The 18,165-nt window shown below is 37.3% G+C and carries 18 protein-coding genes; 13 read left to right on the top strand and 5 right to left on the bottom strand.

What is annotated here, in order from left to right; translation table 11 throughout:
- The first annotated feature begins 75 nt into the window (after nt 1-75).
- Both NQ185_RS00550 and mobB read left to right on the top strand, forming a co-directional pair.
- The gene (locus NQ185_RS00550) at nt 76-1,365 is read left to right on the top strand and encodes a molybdopterin molybdotransferase MoeA (protein ID WP_257579571.1); all 1,290 of its coding nucleotides are present in this window, start codon (nt 76-78) and stop codon (nt 1,363-1,365) included.
- Nucleotides 1,335-1,859 (top strand): molybdopterin-guanine dinucleotide biosynthesis protein B, encoded by a 525-nt coding sequence (mobB, locus tag NQ185_RS00545; RefSeq protein WP_257579570.1) that lies wholly within the window; start codon nt 1,335-1,337, stop codon nt 1,857-1,859. The genes NQ185_RS00550 and mobB overlap by 31 nt, the downstream gene beginning before the upstream one ends.
- On the opposite strand, the gene NQ185_RS00540 is transcribed toward mobB, so the two are convergent.
- The 3 genes from NQ185_RS00540 to NQ185_RS00530 form a co-directional block, all read right to left on the bottom strand.
- Nucleotides 1,814-2,362 carry a Gx transporter family protein gene (locus tag NQ185_RS00540; RefSeq protein WP_257579569.1) on the bottom strand — a complete coding sequence of 183 codons (549 nt, stop codon included), beginning with the start codon at nt 2,360-2,362 and terminating at the stop codon, nt 1,814-1,816. The two genes, mobB and NQ185_RS00540, sit on opposite strands and share 46 nt — an antisense overlap.
- Before the next feature lie 19 nt (nt 2,363-2,381).
- On the bottom strand, nt 2,382-2,801 hold the full coding sequence (locus NQ185_RS00535; RefSeq protein ID WP_257579568.1) for a NusG domain II-containing protein: 420 nt from the start codon (nt 2,799-2,801) through the stop codon (nt 2,382-2,384).
- 234 nt (nt 2,802-3,035) lie between these two features.
- Complete coding sequence (locus tag NQ185_RS00530) at nt 3,036-4,892, bottom strand: FAD-dependent oxidoreductase (protein ID WP_257579567.1); 1,857 nt, start codon at nt 4,890-4,892, stop codon at nt 3,036-3,038.
- Nucleotides 4,893-5,256: 364 nt separating this feature from the next.
- On the opposite strand from NQ185_RS00530, the gene pplA reads away from it, so the two are divergent.
- From pplA to NQ185_RS00500, 6 genes are all read left to right on the top strand, one after another.
- Nucleotides 5,257-6,159 (top strand): extracellular electron transfer flavoprotein PplA, encoded by a 903-nt coding sequence (gene pplA / locus NQ185_RS00525; protein WP_257579566.1) that lies wholly within the window; start codon nt 5,257-5,259, stop codon nt 6,157-6,159.
- A gap of 128 nt (nt 6,160-6,287) precedes the next feature.
- Complete coding sequence (locus tag NQ185_RS00520) at nt 6,288-7,334, top strand: FAD:protein FMN transferase (protein WP_257579565.1); 1,047 nt, start codon at nt 6,288-6,290, stop codon at nt 7,332-7,334.
- An 18-nt stretch (nt 7,335-7,352) separates the two neighbouring features.
- Complete coding sequence (locus NQ185_RS00515; RefSeq protein ID WP_257579564.1) at nt 7,353-8,168, top strand: energy-coupling factor transporter ATPase; 816 nt, start codon at nt 7,353-7,355, stop codon at nt 8,166-8,168.
- A complete protein-coding gene (locus tag NQ185_RS00510; protein WP_257579563.1) occupies nt 8,159-9,016 on the top strand; it encodes an energy-coupling factor transporter ATPase in 858 nt (285 codons plus the stop codon). Before NQ185_RS00515 ends, NQ185_RS00510 begins: the two co-directional genes overlap by 10 nt.
- Complete coding sequence (locus NQ185_RS00505) at nt 9,013-9,810, top strand: energy-coupling factor transporter transmembrane component T family protein (RefSeq protein ID WP_257579562.1); 798 nt, start codon at nt 9,013-9,015, stop codon at nt 9,808-9,810. The genes NQ185_RS00510 and NQ185_RS00505 overlap by 4 nt, the downstream gene beginning before the upstream one ends.
- Nucleotides 9,811-9,895: 85 nt before the next feature.
- Complete coding sequence (locus tag NQ185_RS00500) at nt 9,896-11,134, top strand: MFS transporter (protein ID WP_257579561.1); 1,239 nt, start codon at nt 9,896-9,898, stop codon at nt 11,132-11,134.
- A 252-nt stretch (nt 11,135-11,386) separates the two neighbouring features.
- Here the strand turns inward: NQ185_RS00500 and NQ185_RS00495 are convergent, their stop codons facing one another.
- Nucleotides 11,387-12,271 (bottom strand): YitT family protein, encoded by an 885-nt coding sequence (locus NQ185_RS00495; RefSeq protein ID WP_257579560.1) that lies wholly within the window; start codon nt 12,269-12,271, stop codon nt 11,387-11,389.
- Between the two features lie 239 nt (nt 12,272-12,510).
- Between NQ185_RS00495 and trhO the strand changes: the two genes are divergently transcribed.
- Nucleotides 12,511-13,476 carry an oxygen-dependent tRNA uridine(34) hydroxylase TrhO gene (trhO, locus tag NQ185_RS00490; protein ID WP_257579559.1) on the top strand — a complete coding sequence of 322 codons (966 nt, stop codon included), beginning with the start codon at nt 12,511-12,513 and terminating at the stop codon, nt 13,474-13,476.
- A 47-nt stretch (nt 13,477-13,523) separates the two neighbouring features.
- Here the strand turns inward: trhO and pepF are convergent, their stop codons facing one another.
- Nucleotides 13,524-15,335 (bottom strand): oligoendopeptidase F, encoded by a 1,812-nt coding sequence (gene pepF / locus NQ185_RS00485; protein ID WP_257579558.1) that lies wholly within the window; start codon nt 15,333-15,335, stop codon nt 13,524-13,526.
- A gap of 157 nt (nt 15,336-15,492) precedes the next feature.
- Here pepF and NQ185_RS00480 point away from each other — a divergent pair, with 157 nt between their 5' ends.
- From NQ185_RS00480 to NQ185_RS00465, 4 genes are all read left to right on the top strand, one after another.
- Nucleotides 15,493-16,563: an AI-2E family transporter gene (locus NQ185_RS00480; protein WP_257579557.1), complete on the top strand. Its 1,071-nt coding sequence runs from the start codon at nt 15,493-15,495 to the stop codon at nt 16,561-16,563.
- A 111-nt stretch (nt 16,564-16,674) separates the two neighbouring features.
- Nucleotides 16,675-16,878, top strand: coding sequence for a DUF1657 domain-containing protein (locus tag NQ185_RS00475; RefSeq protein WP_213110068.1), 204 nt, complete (start codon nt 16,675-16,677; stop codon nt 16,876-16,878).
- Between the two features lie 69 nt (nt 16,879-16,947).
- Entirely contained in the window at nt 16,948-17,154 is a 207-nt protein-coding gene (locus NQ185_RS00470; protein ID WP_257579556.1) for a DUF1657 domain-containing protein, read from the top strand.
- Between the two features lie 12 nt (nt 17,155-17,166).
- Complete coding sequence (locus tag NQ185_RS00465) at nt 17,167-18,036, top strand: DUF421 domain-containing protein (RefSeq protein WP_257579555.1); 870 nt, start codon at nt 17,167-17,169, stop codon at nt 18,034-18,036.
- Nucleotides 18,037-18,165: the final 129 nt, after the last annotated feature.

Here is an 18,165-nt window from a genome sequence, read left to right as displayed (position 1 = left end):
TAATCGCTTTACTAGTGATATAAAAATGTAAATGTTACAATGGAAAAAAATGTCGTATATCGGAGGTATTTGACCATGGTTGAACGGAGAAAACCGATATGGGTAAAGGATGCAATTGAACAAGTAATGCAGCATAAAAAAATTGGCGGGACATTAACCATATCTTTAGACGATTGCGATGGGAGATTTCTGGCGGAACCACTTATTGCCGATCATGATGTACCACCATTTGATCGCTCTCCTTACGATGGCTTTGCTTTAAGATCAATTGATACAAAGGATGCATCAAGAGACACACCACTCACTTTTCAAGTAGTAGATGAGATTGGAGCAGGGCAAGTTAGTATCCATCATATTGGACATATGGAAGCGGTAAGAATCATGACTGGGGCACAAATTCCAATTGGTGCAGATTGCGTCATGATGTTGGAGCTGGTAAAGGAAGAGCAAAATAATAATGGAACATTTATTACAATCAAACGTCCTTTAAAAAAAGGTGATAATATTTCCTTTCAAGGTGAGGACACGAAAAAAGGAACTCCTTTAATTGAAAGAGGGGTAGTGATTAATCCAGGGATAAAAGCTTTGCTTGCAACTTTCGGTTACAGCAAAGTAAATGTATCCAGTCGACCTTTAATAGGAATTATTGCAACAGGGAGCGAGCTTTTAGACCCTGACGAAGATCTAGTCCCAGGAAAAATCCGCAATAGTAATGGGTTTATGATAGAATCCCAAATTTTACAGGCAGGTGCCCGTTATAAACGATACGGTTCGATATCGGATAACTTGGATAATCTGTATGAAACGATTAATCAGGCTTTAATAGAATGTGATATTTTGATCACTACTGGCGGGGTTTCTGTAGGAGATTATGACTTTTTACCAGAAATCTATCGCAGGCTAGGAGCAAATCTATTATTTAACAAAATAGCAATGCGCCCTGGAAGTGTAACGAGCTGTGCTGAAAAAGATGGCAAGTTATTATTTGGACTTTCAGGAAATCCATCGGCTTGTTATATCGGATTTGAATTATTTGTACGCCCTTATATTCGTTATTGGCTTCGTTCGGAAAAACCATTTTTACGCACAATCAGTGGTACATTAAAAAATGATTTTCCTAAACCTAATCCGTTTAGTAGATTTGTACGAGGCAAGATTTTATTTAAAGATGGCGCTGTTTTTGTTGAGCCTGTTGGTTTGGATAAATCGGGGGTTGTCACATCTTTAGCATGGGCAGATTGTTTAATAATTCTGCCGGGAGGAACAAGGGGCTACATGAAAGGCGATCATGTAGAAATATTATTGCTTGATGATCAACAAGGAAGTGATGTGCCATGGGTGGAAGCAAAGTTTTCCAAATCGTAGGATATCAAAATAGCGGAAAAACGACATTGATGGAAGAACTGATTAAATCAGGCAAAGCTCAGGGCTTAAGAATTGGAACAATAAAGCATCATGGGCACGGAGGCTCACCTAATAACCCCAGTATAAATAAAGACTCCATCAGGCATAGTCAAGCGGGAGCAGAAGTTTCCAGTGTTGAAGGCGAAGGCACTTTACTAATAGAAGCATCTAAAAGTGAGTGGAGGCTTGATGATATTATTAATATGTATCATCATTTTACGCTACATCTCATACTCGTTGAGGGATATAAAAAATCCCATTATCCAAAAGTGGTTTTAATCAGAGATGAAGAAGATCTTGTCCTGCTAGATAGCCTTACTAATATAAAAGCTGTCATTAGTTGGATCCCTATTAAAACAACGAAGCACGTTTTTTTACATAAGCAGCTAGAAGATTTTATTGACTTCTTTTACAATGATATATTTTCTGATTTAGATTCTTGTAAAAATCGATAATAATGTAATTTTTCTACATGAGTCAGCAAATAATTAGCGAATACGCCGATGGCTATACCTGATAATATTCCGATGAATGATAATACAGGTAAATAGAGAAGAACAGTCCAAGTTTGCGCAATCCAACTCGCTACAACAAGTTGGCCGACGTTATGCAAGATGGCCCCCGTTACACTTACGCCAATTAAGCTGATTCGTTTTGGACCGAGTTTTTTCACTGACCACATGCCGACAAAGCCTAAAACAGCCCCCGATGCCGAGTACATGAAAGTAGATATCGTTCCACCGAGAAGGGTTGATAGCACAAGACGAGTCGCAACTACTTTACCGGCATCTTTTGTTGATAACGTATATAACGCCATGCATGTAATGATATTTGCCAATCCTAATTTAGCGCCTGGAGCAAAAGCAAAAGGGAAGGGGATTGCCCTTTCGAGTAAACTAATAATAACAGCTTGGGAGGCTAATAACGCTATATAAACAATTCGTTGATTTTTTGTCATCGTTATAGCCTCCTAATTGTTATGAACTAATGATCATTTCTTCTGAATCTCCATTAATGGCTTTAATTTCAATCACTAATTTATGTGGCAAACAAATAATCGTTTGCCCTGGTTTTGAAATTGGCCTCGTTCTAACACAGACCTGGTCGGAACATGTAGCACTTTTCATTCGAACTTGATTGTTTTTCACTTCAATTACATTCACATCAGAATCTTTATGCCCTACAATTTTAAAGCTTTCTGTTCCCGTATGGCTGGAAAGTTCGATTTCTTTTACTATTTTCTTGTCGACAGTTATGACCGCAACATATCGTGAACTAGCTTCCATTATATTAGCTTGTTGATAGCTAAAAATTGAAAATGGTAAAAAGGAAAATAGAATGAGAAGGATGATTATGATTAAATCCCATTTTTTCATCATCCGATAAAAGTCTCTCATGTCTAATTCCTCCTTACCATATTTTCATTTCTCTTCCTATTATTAAACAGGAAGATTGTATTATTACTAATTTTGTATTAATGAGATTGATAATCTACATACTACATGTCTTTCTACCACCGTTGATTTCCGTTCCAGGCGGACGCTTTCCGGAAAGCGAGCAACTGTAGCGGAAATCAACCAAGCACTACCTTGGTACAGAAACAATGTTTGCAAAATAGCTTTTTAAATGATTTAGCGGTCTTTATAAAAGCCTCTAACATTGCCGTACCAAAAGCCGCCTAATTTTTTTTGTAAATAGGGGATAATCCAATAATCTAAACCAAGAGTTCGACCAGATCCGTTTAATAATGCGATGGAAGCAGGGAGTGCCCAGAATTTATCCCATCCTAGCATGGCGCTGAACGTAAACATAAGAAGGAATCCTGAACTCATAAAACTCGCCAACCAAGTAAATAAGCCGAAAAGAATGGCTAGACCAATCGCTAATTCGATAAAAACCATCATTTTTTGCATGAAAATCGCTATTTCAGGAGTTGGAAGCATGAGTTTCATAATCCATTCAAACCAACCCGGCATATGGTTTAAAATAGGTGTAGCCCAGTCTCCAGAGGCAGCTTCACTTGCTCCGCTTGTTGCTGTTTGCAGCCAGTCGAAAGGCATTGTAACCGTATTGCCTGTTAACCAAGAATCTTCGCCGATCCCTTTGAAAAATGTAGAGAAACTTGCTGTTGCTTCTTTCCATCTTTCGTGACCCCAAATTTTTGCACCTGCTTCTGCAATCCAAAAACCTCCAACCATTAAACGGAGAGGGAAGCTCCACAATACATTGCCGTACCGAGTGGTCGTATTCCGGAAAATATTCCGTTTATCTTTCGTATGGAAAAACTCATGCAATATATATTGGTACATATAATATCCGCTTCTAATCCCGAAGAAGTAATATAGATTCACCATATGTTTCATGAAATTAGCAAACCAGCCGCTTAAATGGATGCCGCTTAAATTCGCTACTCCGTATCTTGCACCGATGGAAACCATGACTCCATGGTATTTTCCTTTATACGGTTGTTTTTCTCCACCCGTAATTTCTGCAATAATACTGTTAGCAGCAGTCCCAGCTGTTTGTTCGGCTGCTTCTACAATTTGTGGCGTTGGCTTACCTGGTTCTTCTTCGAAATAGACTAAGTCTCCCACTACATATACATTGTCTAATTCCTCTGCTTCCATAAATTGATTAACTTTTAATCTTCCGGCACGACCAGCAGACATTCCATAATCATTAGTATCGGAATTTGCTTGAACTCCCGCCGTCCAAATTAACGTATGGGTTTTTATGACATCCCCTGAATCCAGTAAAACGGAATCAGACTTTACCTCAACGATAGGGGAACTTTTTAAAACGTTGACTCCATTTTTTACTAAATATGCTTCAGCTTTATCTGCGCCTTTTCGATCAAGCATGTTCAGGATGGTTGGTGCTGCTTCTACCACATATAAAGTGATTTCATTTTCATCTACTTTATATTCTTTCGCTAAGCGAGTCTTCCATTCTAGCAATTCGCCGACCATTTCAATTCCTGTAAAACCAGAACCGCATACTGTGAAAGTCAACATGGCACGGCGGATTGCATCATTTTGAATGGCTGCTGCTTTACGTACTGTTTTTTCAATATGTTCTCGTAGTTTAATAGCATCTTCCCATGACCAAAGGGTAAAGGCATGTTCAGCCACTCCAGGTGTACCAAAATCATTAGGCTCACCACCCATGCCTAAAATAAGATAATCAAATTGATAGGTTCCATGTTCCGTGGTTACACATTTTGTTTCATAATTAACATGGGTTACATTATCTGTCACTAATTTTACTTTTGTACGATTGAATAATCTTCGTAAATCAAACTGGATTGCATCTGGTTCAACACGGTGTGCCGCCACTTCATGTAATTCTGTCATCATCGTATGGTAGGAATGACGATCAATGAGTGTAATGGAAACCGCTTCATCCTTCTTGAATTTTTTCGCTAGTTTTTTCGCCGCATGAACCCCGGCATACCCAGCACCAATGATCACAATATCTTTCTTGGCCATTTACATGCGCCCCCTTTATTATATTTCAACACCACATGTGAAATAGTGAGCATACGCATGTGAAAATATGAGAACAAAGACGAAGCTCACTACTATAAAATTGTGAACTAATGAGCAAGAGAAAAGTTCATTAGATTGTGAAGTGTTGAACATTTGCCTTTAGTTTACAATGTTTCTTTATTACTGTCTATGGTTTTTAATAAAAATGATAAAAATTCTTTTTGTTCATGCAAGATGAAAAGAATAGACAGATCGAAAATAAAGTGGTAGACTGAAGGCGAAATAATGTGAAGTGTTTCACAATGATATGCGGTATAATGTGAAATGATTCACATTATAAAAATAAAAAGGGTGGGACAGCAAAATGAAGAAGATGCCAAAGCTATTAACAGTGGTCGCATCAGTAACCTTATTATTGGGGGCTTGTGGAACGAGTGCTACTGTAAAGAAAGATGAGGGAAGCAAGAATGCGAACGCATCTAGTGGAGAAGCAGCTGTAAAGGTAGTTGCTGGTGCGGAATTGCAAGATGGAACTTACTCGTTAAAAGAAAAGGATTTTGATGACCATGGTTGGAAAGCATCGATGGGAATTGTCGTAAAAGATGGCAAGATTACGGAATCGAGCTATAACTATGAGGATGAGAAAGGTACATTAAAATCAGAAGATGAAGGCTACCAAAAGAGCATGTCTGAAAAGACTGGTGTCGGTCCAAAGGAATTCATTCCTCAACTAAATGAGGCATTAGTTAAAAGTCAAGATGCTCAAAAAGTAGACGTTGTCACGGGAGCAACACACTCCTCTGAAACTTTCCTAAATTATGCACAGCAATTGGTTCAAGCTGCACAAAATGGCGATACAGCAACAATTGAGATTGATACGAAAGCATCATTAAAAGACGGTGAATATTCATTAGCTGAGAAAAACATCGGCTCAACAGGTTGGAAAACCTTTATAAACATGACTGTCAAAGATGGAAAAATAACGGCCTCTGATTATAACTATCTTAATAAAGATGGTGATTTAAAAACGAATGATGAAGGCTACCAAGAGAAAATGACAGAAAAAACGGGAACTGGTCCACAAGATTATATACCTGCTTTGAACAATGCATTAGTCGATACGCAAAATCCAGCGGAAGTGGATGTAGTAACAGGTGCTACACACTCTAGTCATACATTTAAAATGTATGCAGCCCAATTAATAAATGCTGCACAAAAAGGTGACACATCAAAAATTGAAGTAGATAACTATGTTTATAGTGAGTAATCAACTTAAATTATTATAAACTCTCAAAAAGGGGTTGTCCGACATGTTGAGCAAGGCATCTGCAATTTTAGGGCCTACCCAAATACATATTGGCAACCCCATGTCCTTTTTTGAAAGGTTGATAAAAAATGCTTAATAAAACATTACTTATTCCAATAATATTAGCAATTCTTTTGCTAAGTGGTTGTGGGCAATCGACACAATCGAAGGTGTTAACTAGCCCATATAAAGAAACAGAGTTTTTAATGGGGACGGTCGTGACGGTTAGAATTTATGATGATGGAAAAGAAGCAATTCTCGATCCAGCATTCAAACGCATAAAAAGTTTGGCTGATCAAATTACAGTTAATGAGCAGGGGTCGGAAATTGATGACATAAACAAAAATGCCGGTATTAAAGCGGTGAGTGTATCAGAGGATATTTATAAGTTAATCGAAGCTGGAAAAAAATATAGTGAAAAAGCAAATGGGTCATTTGATATTTCAATTGGACCTTTAACATCTCTTTGGCATATCGGGTTTCCGGATGCGAGGAAACCAGATAAGGATGAAATTGAAACCACCTTGCCATTAGTACATTACAAAGATATTGAATTAAATAAGGAAGAGCAGACCGTCTTTTTAAAAAAGAAAGGCATGCAGTTGGATTTAGGTGCTATAGCAAAGGGGTTTATTACTGACGAAGTAGTGAAAGTTCTTAATGAGTATGAAGTCGAAACTGCAATTGTTGATTTAGGTGGAAATATTTATGTTATAGGAAAAAACCCTTCTGGAAAAGATTGGACGGTTGGAATTCAAGACCCTTTTTCTCCAAGAGGTGAAATTGTCGGTAAAATTTCAGCATCAAATATATCAATCGTAACATCTGGTATTTATGAGCGCTTTTTAGAAGTAGATGAAATTAAATATCATCATTTACTTAATCCACAAGATGGTTATCCGTTTAATAACGATGTTGCAGGTGTGTCGATCATATCCGATCAATCGATAGATGGTGACGCGCTTTCAACAGTTGTTTTTTCAAAAGGGATTAAAGATGGGATGGAGTTTATCGAAGGAATAAAGGGTGTTGAAGCCATCTTTATTAGTACGGATAAAAAGATTTATACGACATCGGGTTTAAAAAATGAGTTTGAATTAACGAATAATGAGTTTCGGATGGAGGAGCTCGATTAGCCGCGGGAGGGAAGGATGATGTCAAAACCTATTTTGGAAGTTGAAAACGTAACTTTTCGATATGATAAACGCCTGGAATCAGAAATTTTAAATAAAATATCATTTACTGTCAACCGCGGGGAATGGGTTGCCATTATTGGCCATAATGGTTCCGGAAAGTCGACTTTGGCAAAACTCTTAGTTGGTTTATTAAAACCGGAAAAAGGGAGTATTCATATCGCAGGTATAGAAATGAATGAGTTTTCAAAATGGGCTGTAAGATGTCGAACAGGGCTTGTCTTTCAAAATCCCGAAAATCAATTCATTGGGACTTCCGTTCAAGATGATGTCGCATTTGCTTTAGAAAATATGAATCTACCGTACGATGAAATGAAAGAAAGGGTAGACAAGGCGTTAGATGCTGTAGATATGTCCAGTTTTCGTTTACATGATCCAACACAACTGTCTGGTGGGCAAAAGCAGCGGGTTGCCATAGCAGGAATTCTTGCTTTAAAGCCAGATGTCCTACTATTAGACGAGGCTCTTGTCATGTTAGATCCAATAAGTAGGCGTGAGCTCATTTCCACTTTACAACATTTAAAAATAAGTGAAAATATTTCCATCATCTCGATTACACATGATATGAACGAAGCAGCTGCAGCTGATCGAATCATTGTTATGAAGGAAGGAAGAATCATAAGTAATGGTGCTCCAAAAGAAGTATTTTCCAATAATCATATCGACCTAGAATTGCCCATTGTGGAACAGCTAAGACTAAAATTAATAAAAAGAGGCAGAAAAGTACCTCATCATTATATGACAGAAGAAGAGATGGTGGCGTTCTTATGGAAATAATATTTAAAAATGTATCAGCAGATTTTAAAATAGGACCGATTCGAAGTCCGTTCGTTCTTCACTCTGTTAATATGATAATTAATTCAGGTGCCTTTACAGCCGTCGTTGGACATACGGGAGCAGGGAAATCAAGTTTATTAAAGGCAATGAACGGCTTGCTCATCCCAACTGAAGGAAAAGTGATAGTTGGAAACATGATCATTGATGCAAAAAAAAATAAAAAAGACTTGAAGGCAATCCGTCAAAAGGTAGGCATGATATTTCAGTTTCCCGAATCACAGTTGTTTGCAGAAACAGTTGAAAAAGATATATGTTTCGGTCCAATAAATTTTGGAGTACCGATAAAGCAAGCGAAAGAGATTACGAGAAGAGTCATAAAAATGGTAGGGCTGGATAGTGAAATATTAACAAAATCGCCATTTTCTTTATCAGGTGGACAAAAGAGACGTGTAGCAATAGCGGGGGTTTTAGCCATGGAGCCGGACGTGCTTATTTTGGATGAACCGGGCGCCGGTCTCGATCCACAAGGAAAAAAAGAAATTTTAACACTACTTAAAAAGTGGAATCAAGATCGCGGTTTGACAACCGTCTTAGTAACACATGATATGAACGATGTAGCACTTTACGCGGAAGATGTAATTATTATGGAGAAGGGGAGAGTAGTCGTTCAGGATGAAACTCGGAAAGTATTTTCTAATAATGAATTACTAAATCAATATTCTCTTGATGTGCCTGATGCACGAAGACTACAGCAAAAAATTGAAGACGTAAGCGGACTGAAATTCCCCCATGTTTGTCTATCAGTAGAGGAACTAGCTGATGCATTAATAGAGGCTGATGTCTTATGAATAAATTAATTTTAGGCCGTTACTTTCCAGGTAATTCATTATTACATCATCTTGACCCAAGAGCTAAACTCGTTGCAGGATTTTATTTCATTTTCGTATTATTTCTAGCGAATAATTGGCAAACCTATGTGTTTTTATGGTTCTTTACGTTTCTAGTTATGCATCTTTCTGATGTAGGCTTACGGATTTATTTCCGCGGACTTAAACCATTAATTTGGCTCATTTTATTTACTGTCTTTTTACAAATATTATTTACTGCGGGTGGAGAGATTTACGTTGAATATGGAATCATTACAATCTCACAATTTGGATTAATTAATGGTTATTATATATTTTGCCGTTTCGTTATGCTCATTTTTATTTCTACTGTCGTAACATTAACTACAAAACCAATTGATCTAACAGATGGAATTAATCGATTACTAAGTCCATTACGGTATTTAAAAATCCCTGTCGATGAATTGTCGTTAATGTTATCGATATCATTACGATTTATTCCAAATCTTCTCGACGAGACACAAAAAGTGTTGGATGCGCAAAGGGCAAGAGGAACTGAGTTCGGTGGAGGAAATTTAGTTCAACAAATGAAAAAACTTATCCCAATTTTTATCCCACTCTTCGTCAGCTCATTAAACAGAGCAGAAGATATGGCGAATGCAATGGAAGTACGAGGGTATCAATCAGGAAAGAAAAGATCCTCTTTTCGCAAGCTAAATTGGTGCATGAAGGATACAATCGCGATTCTTATGATGTTTTTATTGACTGTATGCTTAGCTTTTTTACGAACAAATTAAATATTAGTAAGTGTTATTACTAGAATGGTATTGTATAATTACATACATACCATTTTTGTTTTTTTCGAGAAAGAGAGATGTATATATGAGCACAGCAAAAGCAATTAAAGCATCAAAGGCACCAAAAGCAACGCAGCAAATGGCGACTGTTTATGGGATTTTATTCGCTATTAGCGGAGGCCATCTTTTTAATGATGCCATTCAATCTGTTGTACCTGCGATGAACCCGATCTTCGAGAAAACGTTGAACTTATCCTATTCACAAATTGGTTGGATTGCATTTGTTTTGAATATGACATCTTCGGTTATGCAGCCAGTTTTAGGTTATTTTGCGGACCGGAAACCATCACCTTTTCTACTGCCTTTTGGAATGTTTTTAAGCATGGTGGGTCTTATTGGATTTGGCTTATCTCCTAATTTCTATGTTATTTTAGCATCTGTATTTTTTATCGGCCTTGGATCTGCTGTATTTCATCCGGAAGGTTCGAGAGTTTCGTATATGGCTGCTGGGGCAAGAAGAGGGTTGGCTCAGTCTATTTATCAAGTTGGAGGAAATTTTGGACAATCGCTAGCACCAATCTTTACCGCTTTTATTTTTGTACGCTTCGGCCAAAAAGGAGCGCTTGGATTCACTGTTGTGGCATTAATGGGAATTTTACTTCTATTATTAGTGTCCAACTGGTATAAATCACAGCTTACAACTGAGGCTTTTATGCCTACAAAACAAAAAAAAGGAACAAATGGAACACCCATTCATCCGAAGATAAAAGCTGCAATTGGGTTGCTCGTATTTTTAGTCATTGCCCGTTCATGGTATTCAGCAGGCATCGGTAACTTTTATCAATTTTATTTAATAAAGGATTATGGGCTCACGATTAAAGAAGCACAATTATACGTCTTTATTTTCATGTTTGCCGGTGTGCTTGGTACGTTTTTGGGAGGACCACTTGCAGATCGCTTCGGAATGAGAAATATTATATTTCTTTCAATGGCGGGGGCTGCTCCACTCACAATGATTCTGCCGTATGTCTCTCTCGGTTGGATTATCCCGTTATTTTTCCTAATTGGTTTTATCATTACCTCCAGCTTTAGCGTCACTGTTGTTTATGCACAAGAACTTGTCCCGAAAAAAATCGGAATGGTTTCCGGTCTCATTGTCGGATTCGCTTTCGGAATGGGAGCGGTAGGAGCCGTGTTTTTTGGAACACTCGCCGATATATTCAGTATAAAATTTGTGATGATCGTATGTAGTTTCTTACCGATCATTGGAGTATTAACATGGTTATTGCCAAGTGATAACAAGGTAAGAGAATTAAATTCATAAAATAATAAAAAGCTGTCCAGCAGTTGGACGGCTTTTTCTGTTCCGTCTAGCTTCAGCGCCTATCGACTAGCTAACTTCTTGTCCTTTTCGCTTGCGTAGGAAGCCAGACTCGTCCCTGGTCGTGTTTCCTTTATCGCAATTCTTGGGCCAAAAAAGGAACGTCGACTAAAACCGCCACGTCCTTATGTCTTCGTCGACGGACCCGCATCCTGCGGGCCTGTACGTCGATGGACAGGCGCTTCCGCTTTTGTATCAATGTATATGTTTTTTCCTAAACCTTCCACCACGAACCTCTGAAATATTGGCAATAGCAAGAAATGCTGTACTGTCGAGTTCCTCAATAATCGATTTTAATTTTGCTTCCTCCAGTCGCGTAAGCACGCAGAAAATGACTTTTTTGTCATCACCAGTGTAAGCACCTTCACCTTTTAAATACGTAACACCTCGTCCAAGTCTTGCTAAGATGGCATCGCCAATTTCTTCAGCTTTTTCGGTAATGATCCAGGCGGATTTCGATTCATCTAATCCTTCTACGACAATGTCTATGACTTTAAAAGCTATAAAATAAGTAATAATGGAATACATCGCTCTTTCCCAACTAAATACAAAACCGGCAGTAGTAAAAATAAAGAAATTAAAAAACATGATGATTTCACCGACTGAAAAAGGGAGTTTATTATTTAACAAGATAGAAAGTACTTCCGTTCCATCTAGTGATCCTCCGTAACGAATGACGATTCCAACACCCATCCCAAGAATAATACCGCCAAAAACAGTATCAAGCAGCAGGTCATCTGTTACAACAATCATATTATGGAGAAAGATGGAAGTAACAGATAAAATAAAAATTCCATAAAGGGTCGTCAAAGCAAAAGTCTTTCCGATTTGTTTGTAACCTATATAAATAAATGGAAGATTAAGTGCAAAGATGATAATTCCTAAACGCCAACCTGTAATATGGGCAATAATGATGGATATTCCCGTGATGCCCCCATCTAAAATATGGTTGGGGACGAGAAATAATTCGAGAGCAACTGCCATTAATACAGCGCCGATTGTTACGAGGAGTGTACGAAAGAAAAGTATTTTCCTAGGTAACTTTCTATGTTTTTTAACGAATTGTTCAGCATCGTTCATATCATTTTCCTTTCTAAATTAGATTTTAGGATAGTTTAATTATAATCAAATTATTACAAAGTGAGAAATAATTTATCTTAATTATAACTGGAAGTAAGTTCAATCTTGATTTTTTTTTTTGTAGACTGTAAAATACCTTGATGTAAGAGTAAAGTGTATATCTTCGGAAATAATCCGAAACTATATCCTCCTAAACACGTTTATATCTTGCAAATATAAGTTGATAGGTGGTATTTGTCATGTCAGAAAATGAAAAATATAGGGTATTGCTATATTATCAGTATGTCCATATCGAAGATCCAGAGGAGTTTGCAAAAAATCATTTAGCTTTTTGTAAGGAGCTCGGTTTAAAAGGACGTATTTTAGTTGCAACAGAAGGAATTAATGGAACGGTTTCAGGTACTTGGGATCAAACGGAAACGTATATGAATGAAATGAAAAATGATCTACGCTTTAATACAATGGTCTTTAAAATTGATGAAGCAGATAAGCATGCTTTCAAAAAAATGCATGTTAGACCACGTACAGAACTCGTAACACTTCGTTTAGAAGATGATATTGACCCACATCAAATTACTGGGAAATATTTAAGCCCTAAAGAATTTTATGAGGCAATGAAAGATGGGAATACAGTCGTATTAGATGCTCGTAATGACTATGAGTTTGATCTAGGTCATTTCCGCGGCGCTATACGTCCAGACATCGAAACATTTCGTGATCTCCCTGATTGGGTAAGAGATAATAAGCATCAATTCGAAGGCAAGAAAATATTAACATATTGCACAGGCGGCATCCGTTGTGAAAAGTTTTCCGGCTGGCTGCTAAAAGAAGGATTTGAGGATGTCTCCCAATTACACGGCGGGATTGTAACTTACGGAAAGGACCCTGAAGTCCAAGGAGAACTTTGGCATGGGCAATGCTACGTATTTGATGAAAGGATTGCTGTTCCTGTCAATCAAAAAGAACATGTAATAGTTGGTCGTGAATATTTTGATGGTACTCCTTGTGAGCGTTATGTCAATTGCGCGAATCCAGAATGTAATCGACAATTTCTATGTTCGGAAGAAAATGAGCATAAATATTTGCGCAGCTGTACCGATGAATGCCGCGTTCATCCTAGAAACATGTATATAAAAGAGCATGGCCTTACAGAAGATGAAGTGAAAGAAAGATTAAGCTTGCTAGAAAAAGAAATGGTTATGTAATATTTATTAAACCCGATATCTGTAAATCGATATCGGGTTCAATTGTTTTATTTATAGCTTTTCTCTAATTCATCAATCAATGATCCAACATAAGCTACTGCTTTTTTAATTGCATCTGGCTTAGACATATCGACCCCGGATATTTTAATAAGATCAAGGGGCTTCAATGTTCCGCCTGCTTTTAATAGTTCTAGCCAGCGATCAACGGCAGGCTGACCTTCTTCCTTAATCATTTGTGCTGCGGCAGTTGCTACTGTTAATCCAGCTGAGTATGTATAAGGATATAGTCCCATATAATAGTGAGGTTGTCTCATCCATGTAAGACTTGCACCTTCATCGATCTCAACCGTGTCGCCCCAGAAATCTTTTAATACATTAGCCTTTTGCTCACAGAAAACACTTGCAGTAAGGGGAGTTCCGCTTTCAGCTAATGTATACACTCTACGTTGGAATTCAGCTTCCAAGAGATGAGTAACAAAATTATGGTAGTAGGTACCAAGCAATTGCAGTATAACCCAACGTTTCATTTGAGGATCATCTGCTTTAGATAATATATGCTCTCCAAGAATTAACTCATTGATCGTAGAAGGAGCTTCGATACAATACATGGAAGGTCGTGTATTAACTAAATCCTGGTTGCGTCCCGCCATATAGAAATGACCAGCGTGGCCAAGCTCGTGGGCTAAAATAAAAGCACCTCTCATCGTATCTGTCCATGTGATTAAAATATATGGATGAACTCCGTATGGACTTGAGCAGAAGGCACCTGTAGATTTACCAATATTATCTGCTAAATCCACCCATCTTTCAGTAAGAGCTTTTTTCATCGCTTCATTATATTCTTCACCCATAATGGATAATGCAGATAATATCGTTTCTGAAGCTTCTTCATACGTTGTCGTTGGATTGAATTCTGGATCTAAAGGAGCTTTTAAATCGCAAAACTTCATCGTATCCAAATTCAAAACTTCTTTTTTCAGCTTCGCAAATCTGCGCATATGCGGAGCAAGTTCTTTCTGTATAATATCTAATTGATTATTATACATCTCTAAAGAAACTTGTTGAGGTGCAAGCAGCATATGTGTGACTGATTCATAATTACGTAGACGTGACATAGAAACTTGTTTTTTTACTTCAGTAGCAAAGTTTGCACCAAATGTATTTTTATATTGTTTTAACGTATTGACAAAAGAATCATATGCTTTTCTCCGTAAATTAGTATCTGGAACAAGTTCATAGCGATCTTCAAATAATGCGAACGACATTGGAAGCTCTTTTCCAGTTTCATCTTGAATTGAATCGAACTGCATATCGGAAGATTTACTAAACTGATAAATTGTATATGGAGCATCCAAAACTTCTCCAAGTGATGCTAATGCTTTTTCTGTATCTGGAGAAAGTTTATATGGTTTTTTTTCAAGAATATCCGATAAATATTTAGAGAACTTTACTAAATCTTTATTTTCGCTTACATATGTATCAACTGTACCATCTGGCAAATCCAAAATTTCCGATTGAATAAAAGATAAGTCCGCATTCACTTTGGAAAGCATACTAGCCACTTTAGACGCGTTCCCTTGGTTTACAGGGTCTGTTCCATCAGCGGATTGACGCAAACTAGAATAGGTCGCAACACGAATAAGTCTCTTTTGTAAAGCTTCCATTTTATTTAAACATTCAAGTAATATATTTGAACCTTCTCCTAAATGCCCTTTAAATGAAGTAATGCTTGGTAGACTTTCCTGAACAGCTTTTAATTCTTTTTCCCATTCTTCATCAGTCTGAAAAAGGTCCCGCAAATCCCAGGTAAGATGTTCCGGAACTTCGGATCTCGATAATCGTTTTTCTGTAGCTTCCATTTTAATCCTCCTAATAAATTATTTCGACACACTAATTATATCGGACCTTTTTAATATTCGCCATGATAAAAATAGAAACCATTGGAATTTTATCGAAAAAATGCGATAATATCATGACAGACAGATCCTTAGAAAAAAGAGAGAAATGAGGAGAAATATGTATAAAGAAAAATGGTTTAGGCTTGGCATTGCAATCATAATGATTTTTTTAATCATTTTACTTGGGACGAAAGTTAGCTTTATTTTTACCCCACTCGTGATTATTATTAAAACGTTATTTCCGCCTATTTTATTAGCTGGGGTCTTATACTATATACTGCGGCCAGCCGTCAATTTACTTTCAAAAAAAATTCCCCGAACATTATCAATCATTATTATGTTCATCGCAATTGCAGGACTTGGGGCGGGGGTAGTGCTGTTAATTGGGCCTGAATTACAAACTCAGTTCAACCTTTTAATAGAAAATATTCCGGCTTATGCCCATAATATACAGCTTTGGGCCACATCGCTCACAGAGAAAGAATGGTTTTTACAGTTCCAGCAAACTGACTATTTTTCAATAGAAAAGTTTACAAAACAATTCGAAAAGAACGCAAGTATGATTTTGCAAGGATTTGGTTCGAAAATTGCCGGTACTGTTGGCTTTATCGCGAATATGGTCATGATATTTGCTTTAGTACCTTTTGTATTATTTTTCATGTTGAAAGACGGGAAACATGCCCCGAAATTTTTAGAGAAAATATTGCCGAAAAGGCATCAAAAAGAAGCTGATGAAATATTAGAGGAAATGGATGGTGCGTTAAGCTCATACATTCAAGGTCAGCTCATTGTAAGTGTTTGTGTTGGTACTCTTGCCTTTATCGGGTATTTAATTATCGGTTTGGATTATGCACTCATTCTTGGAGTTCTTGCAATGGCAACAAATGTTATTCCATTTGTTGGACCGTGGATTGGTACGCTGCCTGCTGTTATTGTCGGATTATTTACATCTCCATTACAAGCGTTATTGGTCATTATTGTTGCTGTTGTCGTTCAGCAATTTGAAAGTAATCTTGTTTCGCCGTTTGTTATGGGTAAGGCCCTGAACATGCATCCACTTACGATAATCTTCGTTTTATTAGTTGCTGGTCAATTTGGCGGATTGCTTGGGCTTATTCTAGCTGTTCCTGCTTATGCTTTATTAAAAGTGATTGTAAGCCATATTTATCGATATATTCGATTAGAATAATTTGTGTAAATACCTATCACCTGCGATAGGTATTTTTTTCATCTAATATTGACTGAACATTAATCATAAAATATGAACGTTCTATAGAACAATTATAGGGAGGGCAATTCATTGACAGTTATTAACAAAGTACAACAAACTGTTACAGGTCTAAAAACAGCTCAAGCAAGCTTGGAAGGTTTCGCACTCGATACGGATAACCAACAAGCGAAACAACTGTATAAAATGTGTGCCCAACAAACACAAGCGGTTATTGACACCTTAACACCTCGCATGCAAGAAATTATGCAGGAAGAGCCGCAATATAATCAATAAAGAATAGCTGCATGAACAGAGTGATGAAGGCATCGCTCTGTTCCTTTAAAAATACGGAGGAAAATTCATATGACTGTATTTACAAATGTAAAAGCAACCCTAGCAAGTACAAAGGCCATTCAATCAGAATTCAGTCGATTAGCCCAATTGACGATAGATCCGGAAGCAAGTGCTATTTTTCATGAATGCATGATGGAGATTGATGAAGTTATTCATGATCTCAAGTCTAGGGTTGAATACATGAAGGCGGAAGAACTGCAGTATAGGAATACATGAGGGGGATTTACAATGGATGTCCCGAGTTGGCTTGAAATTATATTAAGATCAACCATACTAGTGTTTGTGCTTTTTTTACTGACAAAATTTCTTGGGAAAAAGCAGTTGTCACACCTCTCATTTTTTGAATATGTAGCAGGTATAACAATTGGTAGTATTGCGGCAGAAATTTCAACTGGGCTTGAAAGTAATTTTATGAATGGAATTTATAGTTTACTTATTTGGACGGCCATTCCATTTATTGCTGGACTCATTGGTATCAAAAGTAAAAAAGCGCGAAGTTTTATTGAAGGCACTTCAACAGTGGTAATTAAAGATGGAAAAATACAAGAAGATAATTTAAAGAAAGAACAGTATTCGGTAGATGAACTAATGCAATTATTAAGAAAGAAAAATGCATTTCAAGTAGCAGATGTAGAATTTGCAGTGCTAGAAGCAAATGGGGATTTGAATGTATTGCTAAAAAAAGAAAAACAGCCGATCACACCTTCTGATTTGCAACTTGATGTTGCTCCAGAAAAAGTACCGCAAACGGTTATTTTGGAAGGGGAAATAATGGATGCAGGTTTAGCAGCAAGTGGTTTAACAAGGGGATGGCTAGAACTGGAACTGGAAAAGTTAAATGTCGCCATCGATAATGTGTATGTCGGACAAATCGATTCTTACGGGCAACTAACTGTTGATATTTATGATGACAAAATTCAAATTCCTGAACCAAAGCCAAAGCAAAGTCTTTTAAGTGCATTAAAAAAGTGTCAAGCGGATTTAGAATCTTATTCTCTACAAACAGATTCGGAAGTGGCAAAACAAATGTATAAGAGGAATGCTGAAAAAGTAGAACAAATTATTTTAAAAACTGAACATTTATTAATGAAAGGATAACAAATACCCGGAATCTACACATCATCCGGGTATTTGTTGCCTTTTTAATCTAGCTCCACCGCTTATCGACTAGCAAACTTCCAGCCCTTTTCACTTGCGTAGGAAGCCAGGCTCGTACCTCACCGTGTT

Origin of the sequence: Lederbergia panacisoli, from assembly GCF_024626525.1 — a bacterium.
Classification (GTDB): Bacteria; Bacillota; Bacilli; order Bacillales; family Bacillaceae_C; genus Lederbergia; species Lederbergia panacisoli.
This window is presented reverse-complemented; position numbering and strand designations above follow the sequence as displayed.